This window comes from Luteimonas endophytica (assembly GCF_029887875.1).
In the GTDB taxonomy this organism is placed as follows: Bacteria; Pseudomonadota; Gammaproteobacteria; order Xanthomonadales; family Xanthomonadaceae; genus Luteimonas; species Luteimonas endophytica.
This window is the reverse complement of record NZ_JARXRM010000043.1, coordinates 200,181-215,529: the sequence shown is the minus strand read 5'-3', so window position 1 is coordinate 215,529 and position 15,349 is coordinate 200,181. Positions and strand designations below refer to the sequence as shown.

Sequence of the window (15,349 nt, the reverse complement as noted above, 5' to 3'; positions counted from 1 at the left end):
CTATTTATCGCGGAGGCGTAGGGTGGGGCTTCATCCCCCGCACCACCACCCAGGGAGCGCTCCAGCGATGTCCAGCGAAGCCAAGTGCCCGTTCCATCACGCCACCGCCGGCGGCGGCACCACCAATCGCGAGTGGTGGCCCACCCAGCTGCGGCTGGACCTGCTGAGCCAGCATTCGAACCGCTCCAACCCCCTCGGCGAAGGCTTCGATTACGCCGAGGCGTTCGCCAAGCTCGACTACCACGCGCTGAAGAAGGACCTGCGCGATCTGATGACCGATTCGCAGGAGTGGTGGCCGGCGGACTTCGGCCACTACGGCGGCCTGTTCGTACGCATGGCCTGGCACAGCGCCGGTACCTACCGCATCGGCGACGGCCGCGGCGGCGGCGGCCGCGGCCAGCAGCGCTTCGCCCCGCTCAACAGCTGGCCGGACAACGTCAGCCTGGACAAGGCGCGCCGGCTGCTCTGGCCGATCAAGCGCAAGTACGGCCAGGCGATTTCCTGGGCCGACCTGATCATCCTCACCGGCAACGTCGCGCTGGAGACGATGGGCTTTCGCACCTTCGGCTTCGGCGCCGGCCGCGAGGACACCTGGGAACCGGACCTGGACGTGTACTGGGGCCGCGAGACCACCTGGCTCGGCGGCGACGTGCGCTATGCGCATGGCTCCGAGGGCGTCGACAAGCCCGCCGACGAGGGCGTGCTGGTGTCGGACGACGACGCCGACGGCGACGTGCATACGCGCAGGCTCGAGAATCCGCTGGCCGCGGTGCAGATGGGGCTGATCTACGTGAACCCGGAAGGGCCGGACGGCAACCCCGATCCGCTGCTGGCCGCGAAGGACATCCGCGACACCTTCGGGCGGATGGCCATGGACGACGAGGAGACCGTGGCGCTGATCGCCGGCGGCCACAGCTTCGGCAAGACCCACGGCGCCGGCCCGGCCGACAACGTCGGCGCCGAGCCGGAAGCCGCGGAGATCGAGATGCAGGGCCTGGGCTGGTTCAACCGCTACGGCACCGGCAAGGGCGGCGACACCATCACTTCCGGCCTGGAGGTCACCTGGACCCAGACCCCGGCGCTGTGGAGCAACAAGTTCTTCGAGAACCTGTTCGGCTTCGAATGGGAGCTGGAGAAGTCCCCGGCCGGCGCGCACCAGTGGGTGGCGAAGGGCGCGCCCGAGGGCATCCCCGATGCGCACGACCCCGGCAGGAAGCACCGCCCGCGCATGCTCACCACCGACCTGTCGCTGCGCTTCGACCCGATCTACGGGCCGATCTCGAAACGCTTCCTGGAGAACCCGCAGGCGTTCGCCGAGGCCTTCGCCCGCGCCTGGTTCAAGCTGACCCACCGCGACATGGGCCCGCGCTCGCGCTACCTCGGCCCGGAAGTGCCGAAAGAAGAGCTGATCTGGCAGGACCCGGTCCCGGCCGTCGACCATCCCCTGGTCGGGGATGCGGAGATCGCCGCGCTCAAGCGGAAGATCGCCGATTCCGGCCTGTCGGTGGCCGAACTGGTCTCCACCGCCTGGGCCTCGGCCTCCACCTTCCGCGGCGGCGACAAGCGCGGCGGCGCCAACGGTGCGCGCATCCGCCTGGCGCCGCAGAAGGACTGGGAGGTCAACCAGCCCGAACGGCTGGCCAGGACGCTCAAGACGCTGGAGCGCATCCAGATGGAGTTCAACCTGGACGCCGAAGGCGGCCGGAAGATCTCGCTGGCCGACCTGATCGTGCTGGCCGGTGGCGTCGGCGTGGAGCAGGCGGCGAAGGCCGCCGGCTTCGAGGTCGAGGTGCCGTTCCATCCCGGCCGCACCGATGCCCGCCAGGACCAGACCGATGTCGAGTCGTTCGCGGTGATGGAGCCGTTCGCCGACGGCTTCCGCAACTACGCCAGGGGCGCGTCGGCGGTCCCGGCCGAACATCTGTTGGTGGACCGCGCCCAGTTGCTGACCCTGACCGCGCCGGAGATGACCGCCCTGGTCGGCGGGCTGCGCGTGCTCGGCGCCAACCACGGCGGGTCGACGGACGGCGTGTTCACCGACCGCCCGGGAACGCTGAGCAACGACTTCTTCCGCAACCTGCTCGACATGGGCACCGAGTGGAAGGCGACGTCGAAGGCGGCGGATCGTTTCGAGGGCCGGGCCCGTGGCGACGGCGCGAAGAAGTGGACCGCAAGCCGGGTCGACCTGGTGTTCGGCTCCAACTCGGTGCTGCGCGCCCTGGCCGAGGTCTACGCCAGCGACGACGGCCAGGCGAAGCTGGTGGGCGATTTCGTCGCCGCCTGGGCCAAGGTGATGGCGCTGGATCGCTTCGACCTCGCCACCGGTTCGCCGTAGCGCGGCCCATGGCCGCGTAGGGCGCGGGTTCCTCCGGCCGGTTGGCTGGGGAATCCGGGCACGGCCGACCACGCCGGCCTTCGCGTGCATGGCACGCTCCTACAGGCATGGCACGCTCCAACAGGGGCGCGGCGGGCTCCTGCGGGGCGCCGCCGCGGCGGCGAGCTAGGTCGCGTCGATGTCGCCGAGGGCGCGGATCAGCCGGCGCGCGCGCTTGTCGGGTTTGCCCTCCGGCGGCCGGTAGCCGGCGCGGCCGGCGCGCAGTTCCGCCAACCGCGCTTCGCGCGCGGCGCACGAGGCGTCGCTCTCGGCATACAGCGCACGGGCGACCGGGGCCGGGCCGCGCGTGTCGGAGATGCCGAGCACCTCGATCTCGAAGGTTTCCTCGCCGCGCGCGATGCGCAGCCTGTCGCCGACGCGGACCGCGCGCGCCGGCTTGGCGCGCTGGCCGCCGATATCGACCTTGCCGGTCTCCACCGCCTGCTTGGCCAGGCTGCGGGTCCTGAAGAATCTTGCGGCCCAGAGCCACAGATCCAGGCGCACGCTTTCACCAGCCGGAGTCATGCCATCGACGCCGGGTTTTCAGTCATCGCCGGTGCGACGGCGGAAGTCGATCTCGTCCGCTGCACCATCGTCCCGGCTCGACCAGATCGTGGCCTCCTCCGGGCGGCAGCGCGGATCCACCAGGTCGCGCACGCCGGTGCGCGCGTCGTCGACCGCCTGGCTGGTATGGCACTCCGGCCGGTCGCTCAGGCGCACCGTGGCGTCGTTGCCGCGCCCACCGCTGGCGCAGCCCGCCAACGCGGCAGAGGCCGCCAGCACCATCAAACCCGACCGTACCGTCGAACCCAATCCGATCGTCTTCATGCCCTGCTCCTCGCCTGGTTCAGCGCATGCTATTGCAGCAGCACCCTGCGCCGAAACAACGGGAGATGAACGCGTTCCTGCGGCGCCGTGCGGCGGATGCGGCGCCAACGCGAACGGCCGCCCGGAGGCGGCCGTTGGTCGAGAACCCGAGCGGATTATTCGGCGGCGGGCGCCGGCGAAGCGGCGGCGGCGGCCGCCGCCTCGCGCAGGTCGGCATTGGCCTTCGCGGTCTTGGCCTTGGCGCGGGCCGAGAGATCTTCCTTGATGCGCGCCTTCTTGCCCTCCAGGCCACGCAGGTAGTACAGCTTGCCGGCGCGCACCGCGCCGCGGCGCTTGACCTCGACCGACTCGATCGTGGCGCTGTGGGTCTGGAACACCCGCTCGACGCCGAAACCGTGGGAGATCTTGCGAACCGTGAAGGAGGAATTGAGGCCGGCGTTCTTCTTGGCGATGACCACGCCCTCGTAGGCCTGCACGCGCTCGCGGTTGCCTTCCTTGACCTTGACGTTGACGACGACGGTGTCGCCGGGGCTGAAATCGGGCAGCTGGCGCAGCACCTGCTCTTTCTCGAAATCCTGCAGCAGGGTGTTCAGGGAGGGCTTGGTGGTCATGGTCTTGGCCTGTTGGTGTCGTTGTAGGCGTGGTGCACGTGGACGCACGCTCATGGCATGGATGGAACGGCAAGCCGCGTATTGTAGCGGCAATTTCCCTTGCGCGGCTAGTAGTTAGCTCTGCCCGTCCGGTTCGCCGGTCGGGGTGCCCGGATCCGCCAGCAGGGCGCGGTCGGCGGCGGACAACCCGGCACGGTCGAGCAGGTCGGGGCGGCGCGCACGGGTGCGCAGCAGCGCCTGGCGGCGGCGCCAGCGCGCGATGTCCGCGTGGTTGCCGGACAGCAGCACTTCGGGCACGTCCCCCAAGGGGTGGCTGACCGGGCGGGTGTAGTGCGGGCAGTCGAGCAGTCCGGGGCCGCCGCCGGCCTCGGCCCCGAAACTGTCCTGGGCGGCCGAATCGGCGTCGTTGAGGGCGCCGGCCTGCAGCCGCGCCACCGCGTCGATCACCACCGCGGCCGGCAGCTCGCCGCCGGACAGGACGTAGTCGCCGATCGACACCTCGTCGTCCACCTCGGCGGCGACCAGGCGCTCGTCGACGCCCTCGTAGCGGCCGCACAGCAGCAGCAGCCGCTCGCGGCCCGCCAGCTCGCGGACCAGCGCCTGGTCCAGCCGGCGCCCTTGCGGGCTGAGGTAGACGACCCGCGCGGGGGCCGGGTCGGCGGCCCGGGCCGCGGCGATCGCCGCGCGCAGCGGCTCGATCATCATCACCATGCCGGGGCCGCCGCCGAACGGGCGATCGTCCACCCGGCGGTAGTTGCCCTCGGCGTAGTCGCGCGGGTTCCAGCCGTGGAGCGACAGCAGCCCGCGTTCCCGCGCGCGCCCGACCACGCCGAAGCCGGCGCAGGCGGCGACGAACTCGGGAAACAGGCTGATGACGTCGATGCGCATGGGGCGGGAATCGGGAATCGGGAATCGGAATGGTACGGCCGCGTACCGTGGCGCGTGGCCCGCTCCGCCATGTCGGCGCCGCAGCCCGGATCAGCGGAGCGCACTCCACGCTGCAGAAATCTCGCTTCGAGGGCTAGAAATCCGGGTCCCAGTCGGCCACGACCAGGCCGGCGTCGAAGTCGATCGCGCGGATGCAGTCCGGCGTGACGAACGGGATCATCCGTTCGCGATCGCCGTCGCGGGCCACCAGCACGTCGTTGGCACCGGTGGAGAACAGATAGGCCACCCGACCGAGCGGCACGCCGTCCGGGGTTTCCACGCGCAGTCCTTCCAGATCCACCCAGTAGTACTCGCCGGGCCTGGGCGGCGGCAGCGCCGAGCGCGCCACGAACAGTTCGGCGCCGCGCATCGCCTCGGCGGCGTCGCGGTCTTCGACCTCGGGCAGCCGCGCCACGATGCCCTTGGCGGTCTGGCGGCCGGAGACGCCCGGCAGCTCCCGCTCCTGCCCGCGCGGGTCGCGCAGGATCAGCGGCCGATACTGGAGAATGCGCTCCGGCGGGTCGGTGAACGACTCGAGCTTGAGCTCGCCGCGCACGCCGAAGGCGCCGTGGATCCTGCCCAGCAGGATGCGACGTCCGGGATCGTTCATCTGGGCTTGGCCGTGCGCCAGGCGCGGCCCGGGGCTCAGGCCGCGGCCTGGCCCTGCTGCGCCTTGGCCGCTTCCCTGTACAGGTTGCGGACCTTGTCGGTCATCTGCGCGCCCTGCCCGACCCAGTGGTCGACACGGGCGGTATCGAGCACCACGCGCTGCTCGGCGCCGGAGGCGACCGGGTTGTAGTAGCCAACGCGCTCGATGTTGCGGCCATCGCGCGCGCTGCGCGAATCGGTGACGATGATGTGGTAGAACGGACGCTTCTTGGCGCCGCCACGGGTCAGGCGGATCTTGACCATCTCGGTTTTCCTGTGTTGCCCAGTCGCCAGATCGGCGAGGTAATCCGGGAATTGTACGCCATCGGCCCGGCCGGGGGAATCCGCCCGCGCCTCGGCCCTACTCCCCGGGACCGCGGCCCGCCCGCTCGGCGGCTTCGATCCGCTCCACGGTCGGCGGATGCGTGGACAGGTACCCCACCGCCCCGGCAGGCGCGGCATCGTCGCCGGCGAGCCGGCGCATGATCCGGCCGAAGGCCCGCGGGGAAATCCCCCGCCTGCCCAGCAGCCCCAGGGCGTAGGCGTCGGCCTCGCGCTCGTGCCCCCTGGAGTAGCCGCTGGTGAGCAGCACCGTGGGCAGGGCCACGGCCAGCGACGAGCCGGAGACATCGCCGAAGGCCAGCCCGACCACCAGCAGCACCGAGGAACTCTCGATCGCCTGGCGCATGCCGTGGCGATGGACATGGTGCCCGGCCTCGTGCGCCAGCACGGCCAGGATCTCGTCGTCGTCGGCCGCCAGTTCGACCAGTTCGTCGGTGAGGTAGATCCTGCCATCCGGCAGCGCCAGGGCGTTCGCGCCCAGGCCCGGTGCGCGGGCGAAGTGCAGGCGCATGTCCGCCTGCCTCGGCTCGCCTTGCACGAGTTGCCCGAACCGCCGACGCAGGGCGCTGCGGCGCGCCGCCGGCAGCCGGCTCGGCGCCAGGTGGCCGCGCTCCAGCAGCGTCACGGCCTGGCGGCTGACCTCGGCCTCGACCGCCACCGGCATCGCTACGGCGATCCGTTCCGCCGCCCAGGGCACCCCCAGGCGCAGAAACGCGAACGCGAACAGCGCCGCGGCCGCGGCGGCGCCCAGGATCGCCAGCCGGCGCCGCTCGAGCCAGTCGGCGACCGCCTCGATCCCACCGGCCGGGCGGCGGAACCACTGCGCCAGCTCCGGCGAGTCCGGACACTCGATCTGGCCGTGGCCGGCGCGGCGCAGCACCCGCGGCGTGGCTCCCAGCCGCGCGCCCACTTCGATCTCGGCCATCGGCCAGAAGGTCTCCGCACCGTCGGCGAGATCGACGATCCGAAGCCGGTCGTCACCGGCCCGCTCCAGCCTCACCCTCCGGGCGCGGGTCGAACGGCCGTCGAGCCATTGGCCGCCGAGCACGTTCAGATCCCCAGCTCGACGCCGTAGTCGAGGGCGTCGGACAGCTCCGCGCCGATCGCGCCGCGTTCGGCGTCCACCTCGGCGAGGAAGTCCTCGATCCCGCCGCTCACCACCACCGCGAAGCACGCGGCGCGGTAGCGTGCCAGCCGGATCATCGCCCACGGGGTCGCCAGGCCGAGGGTGCACAGCACCGCCACCAGGTTGCTGGCGTAGAGCCACATCACCCAGCGCGCGCTCAGGGTGGATTCGAAGCGGTGCTGGCCCAGCCGGGTGCTGTTCCAGAGCAGGTTGGCGTAGCGGACCCGCAGGTACACCATCACGCCGAACATGCCCAGGTAGGCGAGCAGGAACGTCGATGTCGCCGCCAGCGCGGTCGCGGCCGGCGGCTCGCCGGTCGGGGCGCCGCCCGTCGCGGCGGCCAGCGCGATGACCGCCCCGGCCGCCAGCAGCAGCAGGCACATGCCGCCCACCGCGGCCACCAGCGCGATCACGTAGGGGACGTAGTACGGTCCGGAGTCGGCAGCGAAGCGGAACGCGCTGGTACCGAATCGGTGCCCGGAGACGAGGTACTCGTGCTGCCTGCGCTTCATCAGCGGATACAGCAGGCTGAGCGTGACCGCCGAAAGCACCGGCCAGCCCATGAACGGGCCATAGGCCTGCAGCCCGCTGTGCACGAAGCGGAAGCGCAGCCCGCGCCAGGCGGAATAGTGCGCCCGGAACCGCGTGGCCATGAACACGATCAGCGGCATGCAGGCGAACACCGCCAACAGCAGCAGGAAGTAGAGCACCGGCAGGAACTGGAGACTCAGGCCGAGCGCGATGACCACCGCGTAGGCGACCAGGCGGCCCTTGAGGATGCGGATCGGATCGGCCAGATATTCGAACGCCGAACCGGCGATGCTGGTATTGCCGTAGAAATAACGTTCGGTACGGACCTTGGCCCACGCCGAGTAGATGCCGAGCGTCACGATCGACAGCAGCAGGTTGACGATCCAGATGCCGAAGAACTCGCCGGCGCGGCCATCGAAGCGTGGCCGGTAACGTACCTCCTCCGGCGCCGGAGCGGGCGCGGGCGCGGAGTCGCCGCCGTCGGGCGGCGCCGTGGTCTGGTCGAGCATGTCGTTCCCCCTGTCCCTGCCGCGACGAGAGCCGCGGCGTTCCCTGTCATGCCGGTCCCCGCGATTGCCTCGGGCATCGCTCCGGCGCGAGCCCGAACCTTACCCGATCCCGCGGGCGGCCGGCAGCGCCCGCTGGCGGCGCCTCACAGCGGCTGCCATGGTTGTCGCTCCATCACCTCGCGGGGCAGCCGCGCCGCGTCGGCGCCGGCCGGGAACCGCACCTGGTCGATGGCGCCGATCGCCTGCACCCCGCGCGCGTTGCAGGCGAAGGCGCCGCGGAAGCCGGCCAGCTCGCGCAGTCCCACCGGGCGCGTGGCCTGCGGCACGCCGGCCGCGGCCAGCCCGGCCTGCAGCAGGCGCTCGGCGATGCCGCGCAGAGCCGGGCCCCGGGGCCAGATCACGCCCTCGGCTTCGAGGAAGCCGAGGTTCCAAAGCGTCCCCTCCAGCACCGTGCCCTGATCGTCGACGAACAGGGCATCGTCGAGGCCTTCCCGCAGCGCCAGCCGGCGGTGGAGGAACAGCGCGAAGGTGCCGACGTGCTTGAGGTGCGGCGCGGCGCGGACATGACGGCAGCTGCGCACGCGCAGCGCCGTCGCGTCCGGCTCGCGCGCCGGGGACACGGCATCCAGCACCTGCACGGAGGCATCGCCGGTCTCGCGCTGCAGCGGGTCGGCGCCGGTGAGGAACACGGTGCTGCGCAGGGTGCAGTCCGCGGCCCCCGCCGCGGCCAGCGCGCCGCGCCAGCCCGAGCGCAGGCGTTCCGGATCCAGGTCCCGGCCGAACAGTTCGCGCGTCGCCTCGCGCAACCGCGCCAGGTGCAGGTCCAGCCCCTGGACCGCGCCGGCGCGCACCTGCATGGTGGTGAAGTGGCCGTAGTTGGTCAGCGCCAGCGCCTGCAGCGCGGCGGCCGGCGCCGGGCGCCCGTCGCTCCAGGCCGTGGTCATCGCGACGGCCCTGGGCCCGCTCAGCGGAATGGCATGCCGCCGCCGCGGCCGCCCATCATCCCCTGCAGCCCGCGCATCATGCCCTTCATGCCGCCGCGGGCCATCTTGCCCATCATCTTCTCCATCTGCTGGTACTGCTTCATCAGGCGGTTGACGTCGGCGGGGGTGGTGCCGGAGCCGCGCGCGATGCGCGCCCGGCGCGAGCCGTTGAGCAGCCCCGGGTTGCGCCGCTCCTTCTTGGTCATCGAATTGATGATGGCGATCATCCGCGGCACTTCCTTGCCGGTGACCTGTTGCTTCATGTGCTCGGGGACCTGGCCGATGCCGGGCAGCTTGTCCATCAGCCCGGCGATGCCGCCCATGTTCTGCATCTGGTCGAGCTGCTCGCGCATGTCGTTGAGGTCGAACTTCTTGCCCTTGGCGACCTTCTCGGCGAGCCTCGAAGCCTTGTCCTTGTCGACCTGCTGCTCGACCTGCTCGACCAGCGACAGCACGTCGCCCATGTCGAGAATGCGGCTGGCCACGCGGTCCGGGTGGAACACGTCCAGGCCGTCGACCTTTTCCCCGGTGCCGATGAACTTGATCGGCCGGCCGGTGATGTAGCGCACGCTCAGCGCCGCGCCGCCGCGGGCGTCGCCGTCGGTCTTGGTCAGCACCACGCCGGTCAGCGGCAGCGCCTCGCTGAAGGCCTTGGCGGTGTTGGCGGCATCCTGACCGGTCATCGCGTCGACCACGAACAGCGTCTCGACCGGCGCGACCGCGGCGTGCAGCGCCTTGATCTCGGCCATCATCGCCTCGTCGATGGCGAGCCGGCCGGCGGTATCGACGATCAGCACGTCCACGTAGGAGCGGCGCGCGTCGTCGATCGCGGCGCGGACGATGTCGACCGGCTGCTGCGACGCGTCCGAGGCGAAGAACGCCACGTCGACCTGGGCGGCCAGGGTCCTGAGCTGCTCGATCGCGGCCGGGCGGTACACGTCCGCGCTGACCACCATCACCTTCTTCTTGCGACGCTCCTTGAGGTGCTTGGCGAGCTTGCCGACCGTGGTGGTCTTGCCCGCGCCCTGCAGGCCGGCCATCAGGATCACCGCCGGCGCCGGCACGTTGAGATCGAGCTCGGTGGCCTGCGCGCCCATCACCGCGGTGAGTTCGTCGCGCACCACCTTGATCAGCGCCTGCCCGGGGGTCAGCGACTTCAGCACCTCCTGGCCGACCGCGCGCACCTTGATGCGCTCGATCAGGGCCTGCACCACCGGCAGCGCCACGTCGGCCTCGAGCAGGGCGATGCGCACCTCGCGGGTGGCCTCGCGGATGTTCTCCTCGGTCAGGCGGCCGCGCCCGCGCAGGCGCTCCATGGTGCCGGACAGGCGCTGGGTCAGGGACTCGAACATGCTCGGTCGCAACGGTAGGGCGGTCGCCGATTATAGCGTGCGGCCCTCCGTGCCCCGCCGCGGTCGGGCCGTGCCGTCAGCGCGTCTCTACAAGCAGGCGCCCTTCCACCCGGCCGGGCCACCGGCACCCCGAGCCGGCGAACCATCCAGCCGTGCAGCACGCCGCGGGGTGGCCTGAAGACCAGCGATCCGCGCGTCGCGGACCCGCCCCGCCGGTGCGTTCCGGCCCATGTGGGCGGACCCGGCATGTGCGACACTCTGCCGATGACAATCGTTCTCATCGCCGCCGTCCTGTATCTGCTGGCCTCGGCACTGCTGGTGCGCACGGTGATGCGCGACGCGCGCCCGGCGATGGCCGCCTGGGCGGCGCCGGCGGCGGCGGCGGTGCTGGCGCATGCCGCGGTGCACCTGCGGGACTGGCATGCGATCGGCGGCGCGGACCTGCACTTCTTCGCGGCGCTGTCGCTGGTCGGCCTGGGGATGGCGGCGCTGACCCTGCTCTATGCCACCCGCGGCCATACCGCGGCGCTGGGCGTGCTGGTCTTTCCGATCGCCGCGGCCACAGTAGCGATCCATGCCGGCGCCGGCACCGCCAGCGCGGAAGGACTCGACTGGCGGCTGCAATTGCACGCCTGGTTCGCGCTGCTCGCCTACGCCACGCTCGCGGTCGCGGCGCTGCTGGCGCTGCTGCTGTGGGCGCAGGAGCGGGCGCTGCGCCGCCGCGAGTTCCATCGCTGGCTGCACGCCCTGCCGCCGCTGACCGAACTCGAGTCGCTGCTGTTTCGCACCGTGGCCGCGGGCTTCGTAATGCTCAGCGCGACCCTGCTGACCGGCATGCTGTTCGTCCACGACCTGCTGGCCCAGCACCTGATCCACAAGACCCTGCTCAGCGTGCTGTCGTGGCTGGTGTTCGGTGCGCTGCTGGTCGGGCGCTGGCGCTACGGCTGGCGCGGCAACCGCGCGATCGGCTGGACCCTGACCGCGATGGCGCTGCTGGTGCTGGCGTTCTTCGGCAGCAAGTTCGTCCTGGAGCTGTTGCTGCAGCGGGGCTGATCCCGGCGGGATCCTCCCCGCGTGCGCCGCCTTGCACCGTGCGGGCCTCCGCGGCGATGGGCCGCGCCTCCGCACCGCGAGCACCGGACGACGACGGCAGCCGCATCCCGGCAGGCGCGTGCCATGCACGCGAAAGCCCGCGCCGCCGGCCGAGACGGAGACCACCGCCAACCCGGCCGGAGCCTTCCGCGGCCTTCGCGGCCGTGGGCCGTTCCTACGGAAGCTGGGCTAGGCGGAACTGGTGTGCTCGAGGGCTTCGGACAGGCGCTCGACGGCGATGACCTCGAGACCCTTGAAGGCACCGGACTTCGGCGCGTTCGCCTTGGGCACGATGGCGCGGCGGAAGCCGTGGGTGGCGGCCTCGCGCAGCCGCTCCTCGCCGTTGGGGACCGGGCGGATCTCGCCGGACAGGCCGACCTCGCCGAAGGCGACGGTCTTCTCCGGCAGCGGCCGGTCGTGCAGCGAGGACAGCACCGCCAGCAGCACCGGCAGGTCGGCGGCGGTCTCCTGCACGCGGATCCCGCCGACCACGTTCACGAACACGTCCTGGTCGCCGACGACGATGCCGCCATGGCGGTGCAGCACCGCCAGCAGCATCGCCAGCCGGTTCTGCTCCAGGCCCACCGCCACCCGGCGCGGGTTCGACAGCGGCGAGGCATCCACCAGCGCCTGCACCTCGACCAGCAGCGGGCGCGTGCCCTCGCGGGTGACCATCACGCAGCTGCCCGGCTGTGGGGTGCTGCCGCCGGAGAGGAAGATCGCCGACGGGTTCGGCACCTCCTTCAGGCCCTTGTCGCCCATCGCGAACACGCCGAGTTCGTTGACCGCGCCGAAGCGGTTCTTGAACGCGCGCAGCACCCGGAAACGGCTGCCGCTCTCGCCCTCGAAGTACAGCACCGCGTCGACCATGTGCTCGAGCACCCGCGGCCCGGCGATGCCGCCCTCCTTGGTGACGTGGCCGACCAGGAACACCGCGGTGCCGGTTTCCTTGGCGTAGCGGACCAGGCGCGCGGCGCTCTCGCGCACCTGGCTGACCGAGCCGGGGGCCGCGGTCAGCGATTCGGTCCACAGGGTCTGCACCGAGTCGGCGACGATCAGCCGCGGCCGCGCCGCCGCGGCGTGCTCGAGGATGGTCTCGATACCGGTCTCGGCCAGGGCCTGCAGGCCGTCGAGCGGCAGGTCCAGCCGCGCCGCGCGCCCCGCCACCTGCGCCAGCGACTCCTCGCCGGTGACGTACAGGCTGGGCAGCGTGGCTGCCATCCGCGCCACCGCCTGCAGCAGCAGTGTGGACTTGCCGATGCCGGGGTCGCCGCCGACCAGCACCACCGCGCCCTCTACCAGCCCCCCGCCGAGCACCCGATCGAGTTCGCCGATGCCCGTGGACACCCGCGCGTCCTCGCCGTGGCGAACGTCCTTGAGCGCGGTGACCCTGGGCGCGTCGAGCTTGCCGGCCCAGCCGCCGCGGCGCGACGCCGGCCCGGCCTTGCCCGCCGCCGCCGGCTCGATCACGAATTCGCTCAGGGTGTTCCAGGCGCCGCATTCGCCGCACTGGCCCTGCCATTTGCCGTGGTCGGCGCCGCATTCGGAGCAGACGTAGGCGGTGCGGGCCCTGGACGGGGGCTTGGCGGCGGGTCTGGCCATGCGCGGGTACCGGCGGAAAAGGACCACAGGGTAGCGGGCGGCGGTCGCGCGATGCGAGACCGCGGCCGGCCGCTCGCGGTCAGCGCTCGCGGCACGGCGCTGGGCGACCGCTGCGTGGCGATGCGCCGCGGCGGACGGCCTCTGCGCCGGCCGCGCTCAGGCCGCCTCGGTGCGCTGCGCCGGATCGACCACGGTCGGCGTCTGCAGGCGGGGCGCCAGCAGCAGCGCGGCGAAGTCGGTGTCCGGGAGGATGCTGTAGCCGCAGGCGTCGAGGTCGCGGCGCACCGCGCGCCATCCGGGCAGCTTCGCGGCCGCGCCGACATCCTGGGTCCAGCCGTGGCGCAGCCCGCCGAGCGCCGCGACCAGTTCCGCGGCGAGGCGGGTACCGGCGGCGGCGACCAGATAGCCGTCGCCGTCGGCGGTCAGGTAGATGTCGATGCGTTCGCGGTTCATGCCTTAGGGTCGCGGCCGGGGTGCCGCATGATGCCCGCGCCTTCGCGTACACCCGGTGAAACGCGGATGTCGGATCGATGAATCCATGACCGGGGTCGCGCGAACGGCGGAACACGACCCCCGGCCGGGCCGGAACCCGCTTCGCCGGATGCGGCGGGCAGCGCCGGTGCGGCCGGCGGGCTTCGCTCAGGCGGCGGCGTCGTCCAGGCCGGCGCTGCGTTCCCTGCGGATGCGCTCGGCCTGGGCGTCGGCAGCGGCGCGGTGCTGCAGGGACTTGCACATCTCCACGCCTGCCACCGTCAGGGTGAGCTCGCCGTCGCCTTTCTCGGCAAGGCCGCTTTCGACGAGCCGCTTGACCACTTCGGTATCGCCTTCGACCAGATCGGCACGCTGGTCGATGCGGACCAGGACTTCGAGCAGGGCGAGGTCTTCGAGCGCAATCGGTTCCAACTGCATCACCTCACGACCGCTTCGGGCCACCGGCGGCAACCGCCGGTCCTGGATCTGGTGCCGGAAATAGGATTCGAACCTACGACCTACGCATTACGAATGCGCCGCTCTACCAACTGAGCTATTCCGGCATTGGGTTCCGGGACCGCGCCGCACGACGGCGGGAGCCCGGGGAGGCGCATTCTAGCGGGTCGGCGATCAGTCGACCAGCTGGACCCGCAGCTCCCTGGGCAGGGCGAAGACCATGTTTTCCGGCTCGCCGTTCAGCTCGCGGACCCCTCCGGCGCCCAGCTCGTGCAGGCGCTGCAGCACTCCCTGAACCAGCACGTCCGGGGCCGAGGCGCCGGCGGTGACGCCGACGTGGCGGCGCCCGGCCAGCCATGCCGGGTCGATCTCGCTGGCTCCGTCGACGAGGTGGGCTTCGACGCCGTCGCGCTCGGCCAGCTCGCGCAGGCGGTTGGAGTTGGAACTGTTGGGCGAGCCGACCACCAGCACCAGGTCGCACTGCCGCGCCAGCTGGCGTACCGCGTCCTGGCGGTTCTGGGTGGCGTAGCAGATGTCGTCGTTCTTCGGCCCCTGCATGGCGGGAAACCTGGCCCGCAGCGCGGCGATGATGTCGCGGGTGTCGTCCACCGAGAGCGTGGTCTGGGTGGTGTAGGCGAGGTTGTCCGGCTGGCCGGGCGCCAGCGCGGCCACGTCGTCCAGATCCTCCACCAGATAGATCGCGCCCGAACCGGCCTCGCGCCGCCACTGCCCCATCGTGCCTTCGACCTCGGGATGGCCGGCGTGGCCGATCAGCACCACGTCGCGTCCGGCACGGCAATGCCGCGACACCTCCAGGTGCACCTTGGTCACCAGCGGGCAGGTGGCGTCGAAGACCTTCAGGCCACGGCGCTCCGCCTCGCTGCGCACCGCCTGCGAGACCCCGTGGGCGCTGAAGATCACCGTGGCGCCGTCCGGCACCTCGTGCAGCTCCTCGACGAAAACCGCGCCGCGGCGGCGCAGGTCCTCGACCACGTAGCGGTTGTGCACCACCTCGTGGCGGACGTAGATCGGCGCGCCCAGGGTTTCCAGTGCGCGCTTGACGATCTCGATCGCGCGATCGACGCCGGCGCAGAAGCCGCGGGGGTTGGCAAGGACGATGTCCATGGGCGCGATTCTACCGCGCGCCGGCGCAACGCCGGCCGAACCGGTGGCGCGCCGTCAGCCGCGGCGCGGCCGGCCGCCCCCGCGCAGCGCACGCACCAGCGCGACCGCCATCGCCGCCAGCATCAGCGCCGCGGCCCAGAACACCGGCCCCTGCTCGACCCCGATGGGGACCAGGAAGCAGGGCAGGCTGGCGGCGAGCGCGATGGCGCCGGCCAACCGCAACCGGTGCCGGCGGGCCACGGGCGGCGGGTCGCGCGGCGGCATCGCGGCGGCGAGCAGCCACCAGCCCGCCACCAGCAGGACGATTCCGAGGGCGATCATCAGGCGCCCTCCCCGGCCCGCGCCGTCGCGGCGCGCGGTGCGGGCGGCGCC

Annotated in this window: 16 protein-coding genes and 1 tRNA gene; 2 read left to right on the top strand and 15 right to left on the bottom strand. The window is 72.1% G+C overall.

Going from position 1 to position 15,349, the window contains the following annotated elements:
• Positions 1 to 67: 67 nt before the first annotated feature.
• Positions 68 to 2,335, top strand: a complete 2,268-nt coding sequence (katG, locus tag QFW77_RS14505; RefSeq protein ID WP_280575483.1) for a catalase/peroxidase HPI — start codon at positions 68 to 70, stop codon at positions 2,333 to 2,335.
• A gap of 165 nt (positions 2,336 to 2,500) precedes the next feature.
• On the opposite strand, the gene QFW77_RS14500 is transcribed toward katG, so the two are convergent.
• The 10 genes from QFW77_RS14500 to ffh all read right to left on the bottom strand — a co-directional run bounded on the left by QFW77_RS14500 (position 2,501) and on the right by ffh (position 10,231).
• A complete protein-coding gene (locus QFW77_RS14500) occupies positions 2,501 to 2,899 on the bottom strand; it encodes an RNA-binding S4 domain-containing protein (protein ID WP_280575482.1) in 399 nt (132 codons plus the stop codon).
• Positions 2,900 to 2,917: 18 nt separating this feature from the next.
• Complete coding sequence (locus QFW77_RS14495) at positions 2,918 to 3,202, bottom strand: hypothetical protein (RefSeq protein ID WP_280575481.1); 285 nt, start codon at positions 3,200 to 3,202, stop codon at positions 2,918 to 2,920.
• 155 nt (positions 3,203 to 3,357) lie between these two features.
• Positions 3,358 to 3,813 (bottom strand): 50S ribosomal protein L19, encoded by a 456-nt coding sequence (gene rplS / locus QFW77_RS14490; RefSeq protein ID WP_280575480.1) that lies wholly within the window; start codon positions 3,811 to 3,813, stop codon positions 3,358 to 3,360.
• Positions 3,814 to 3,927: 114 nt separating this feature from the next.
• Entirely contained in the window at positions 3,928 to 4,701 is a 774-nt protein-coding gene (trmD, locus tag QFW77_RS14485; protein ID WP_280575479.1) for a tRNA (guanosine(37)-N1)-methyltransferase TrmD, read from the bottom strand.
• Positions 4,702 to 4,834: 133 nt separating this feature from the next.
• A complete protein-coding gene (gene rimM / locus QFW77_RS14480) occupies positions 4,835 to 5,350 on the bottom strand; it encodes a ribosome maturation factor RimM (RefSeq protein ID WP_280575478.1) in 516 nt (171 codons plus the stop codon).
• Positions 5,351 to 5,385: 35 nt separating this feature from the next.
• A complete protein-coding gene (rpsP, locus tag QFW77_RS14475; RefSeq protein WP_180677000.1) occupies positions 5,386 to 5,652 on the bottom strand; it encodes a 30S ribosomal protein S16 in 267 nt (88 codons plus the stop codon).
• Positions 5,653 to 5,749: 97 nt separating this feature from the next.
• Positions 5,750 to 6,778, bottom strand: coding sequence for a M48 family metallopeptidase (locus tag QFW77_RS14470; RefSeq protein ID WP_280575477.1), 1,029 nt, complete (start codon positions 6,776 to 6,778; stop codon positions 5,750 to 5,752).
• 2 nt (positions 6,779 to 6,780) lie between these two features.
• Positions 6,781 to 7,896, bottom strand: a complete 1,116-nt coding sequence (locus tag QFW77_RS14465) for a YjgN family protein (RefSeq protein ID WP_280575476.1) — start codon at positions 7,894 to 7,896, stop codon at positions 6,781 to 6,783.
• Positions 7,897 to 8,039: 143 nt separating this feature from the next.
• On the bottom strand, positions 8,040 to 8,840 hold the full coding sequence (locus tag QFW77_RS14460) for an aminotransferase class IV (RefSeq protein WP_280575474.1): 801 nt from the start codon (positions 8,838 to 8,840) through the stop codon (positions 8,040 to 8,042).
• A 20-nt stretch (positions 8,841 to 8,860) separates the two neighbouring features.
• Positions 8,861 to 10,231 carry a signal recognition particle protein gene (gene ffh / locus QFW77_RS14455; RefSeq protein ID WP_280575473.1) on the bottom strand — a complete coding sequence of 457 codons (1,371 nt, stop codon included), beginning with the start codon at positions 10,229 to 10,231 and terminating at the stop codon, positions 8,861 to 8,863.
• Between the two features lie 264 nt (positions 10,232 to 10,495).
• On the opposite strand from ffh, the gene QFW77_RS14450 reads away from it, so the two are divergent.
• On the top strand, positions 10,496 to 11,284 hold the full coding sequence (locus QFW77_RS14450; protein ID WP_280575472.1) for a cytochrome C assembly family protein: 789 nt from the start codon (positions 10,496 to 10,498) through the stop codon (positions 11,282 to 11,284).
• A gap of 228 nt (positions 11,285 to 11,512) precedes the next feature.
• Here the strand turns inward: QFW77_RS14450 and radA are convergent, their stop codons facing one another.
• The 5 genes from radA to ispH all read right to left on the bottom strand — a co-directional run bounded on the left by radA (position 11,513) and on the right by ispH (position 14,977).
• Positions 11,513 to 12,925, bottom strand: coding sequence for a DNA repair protein RadA (gene radA / locus QFW77_RS14445; protein WP_280575471.1), 1,413 nt, complete (start codon positions 12,923 to 12,925; stop codon positions 11,513 to 11,515).
• Between the two features lie 156 nt (positions 12,926 to 13,081).
• Entirely contained in the window at positions 13,082 to 13,378 is a 297-nt protein-coding gene (locus tag QFW77_RS14440; protein ID WP_280575470.1) for a hypothetical protein, read from the bottom strand.
• Between the two features lie 186 nt (positions 13,379 to 13,564).
• Positions 13,565 to 13,828 carry a hypothetical protein gene (locus QFW77_RS14435; protein ID WP_280575469.1) on the bottom strand — a complete coding sequence of 88 codons (264 nt, stop codon included), beginning with the start codon at positions 13,826 to 13,828 and terminating at the stop codon, positions 13,565 to 13,567.
• Between the two features lie 55 nt (positions 13,829 to 13,883).
• Positions 13,884 to 13,959 (bottom strand) — tRNA-Thr (locus QFW77_RS14430).
• A gap of 67 nt (positions 13,960 to 14,026) precedes the next feature.
• Positions 14,027 to 14,977 (bottom strand): 4-hydroxy-3-methylbut-2-enyl diphosphate reductase, encoded by a 951-nt coding sequence (gene ispH / locus QFW77_RS14425; protein ID WP_280575468.1) that lies wholly within the window; start codon positions 14,975 to 14,977, stop codon positions 14,027 to 14,029.
• Between the last annotated feature and the right edge of the window lie 372 nt (positions 14,978 to 15,349).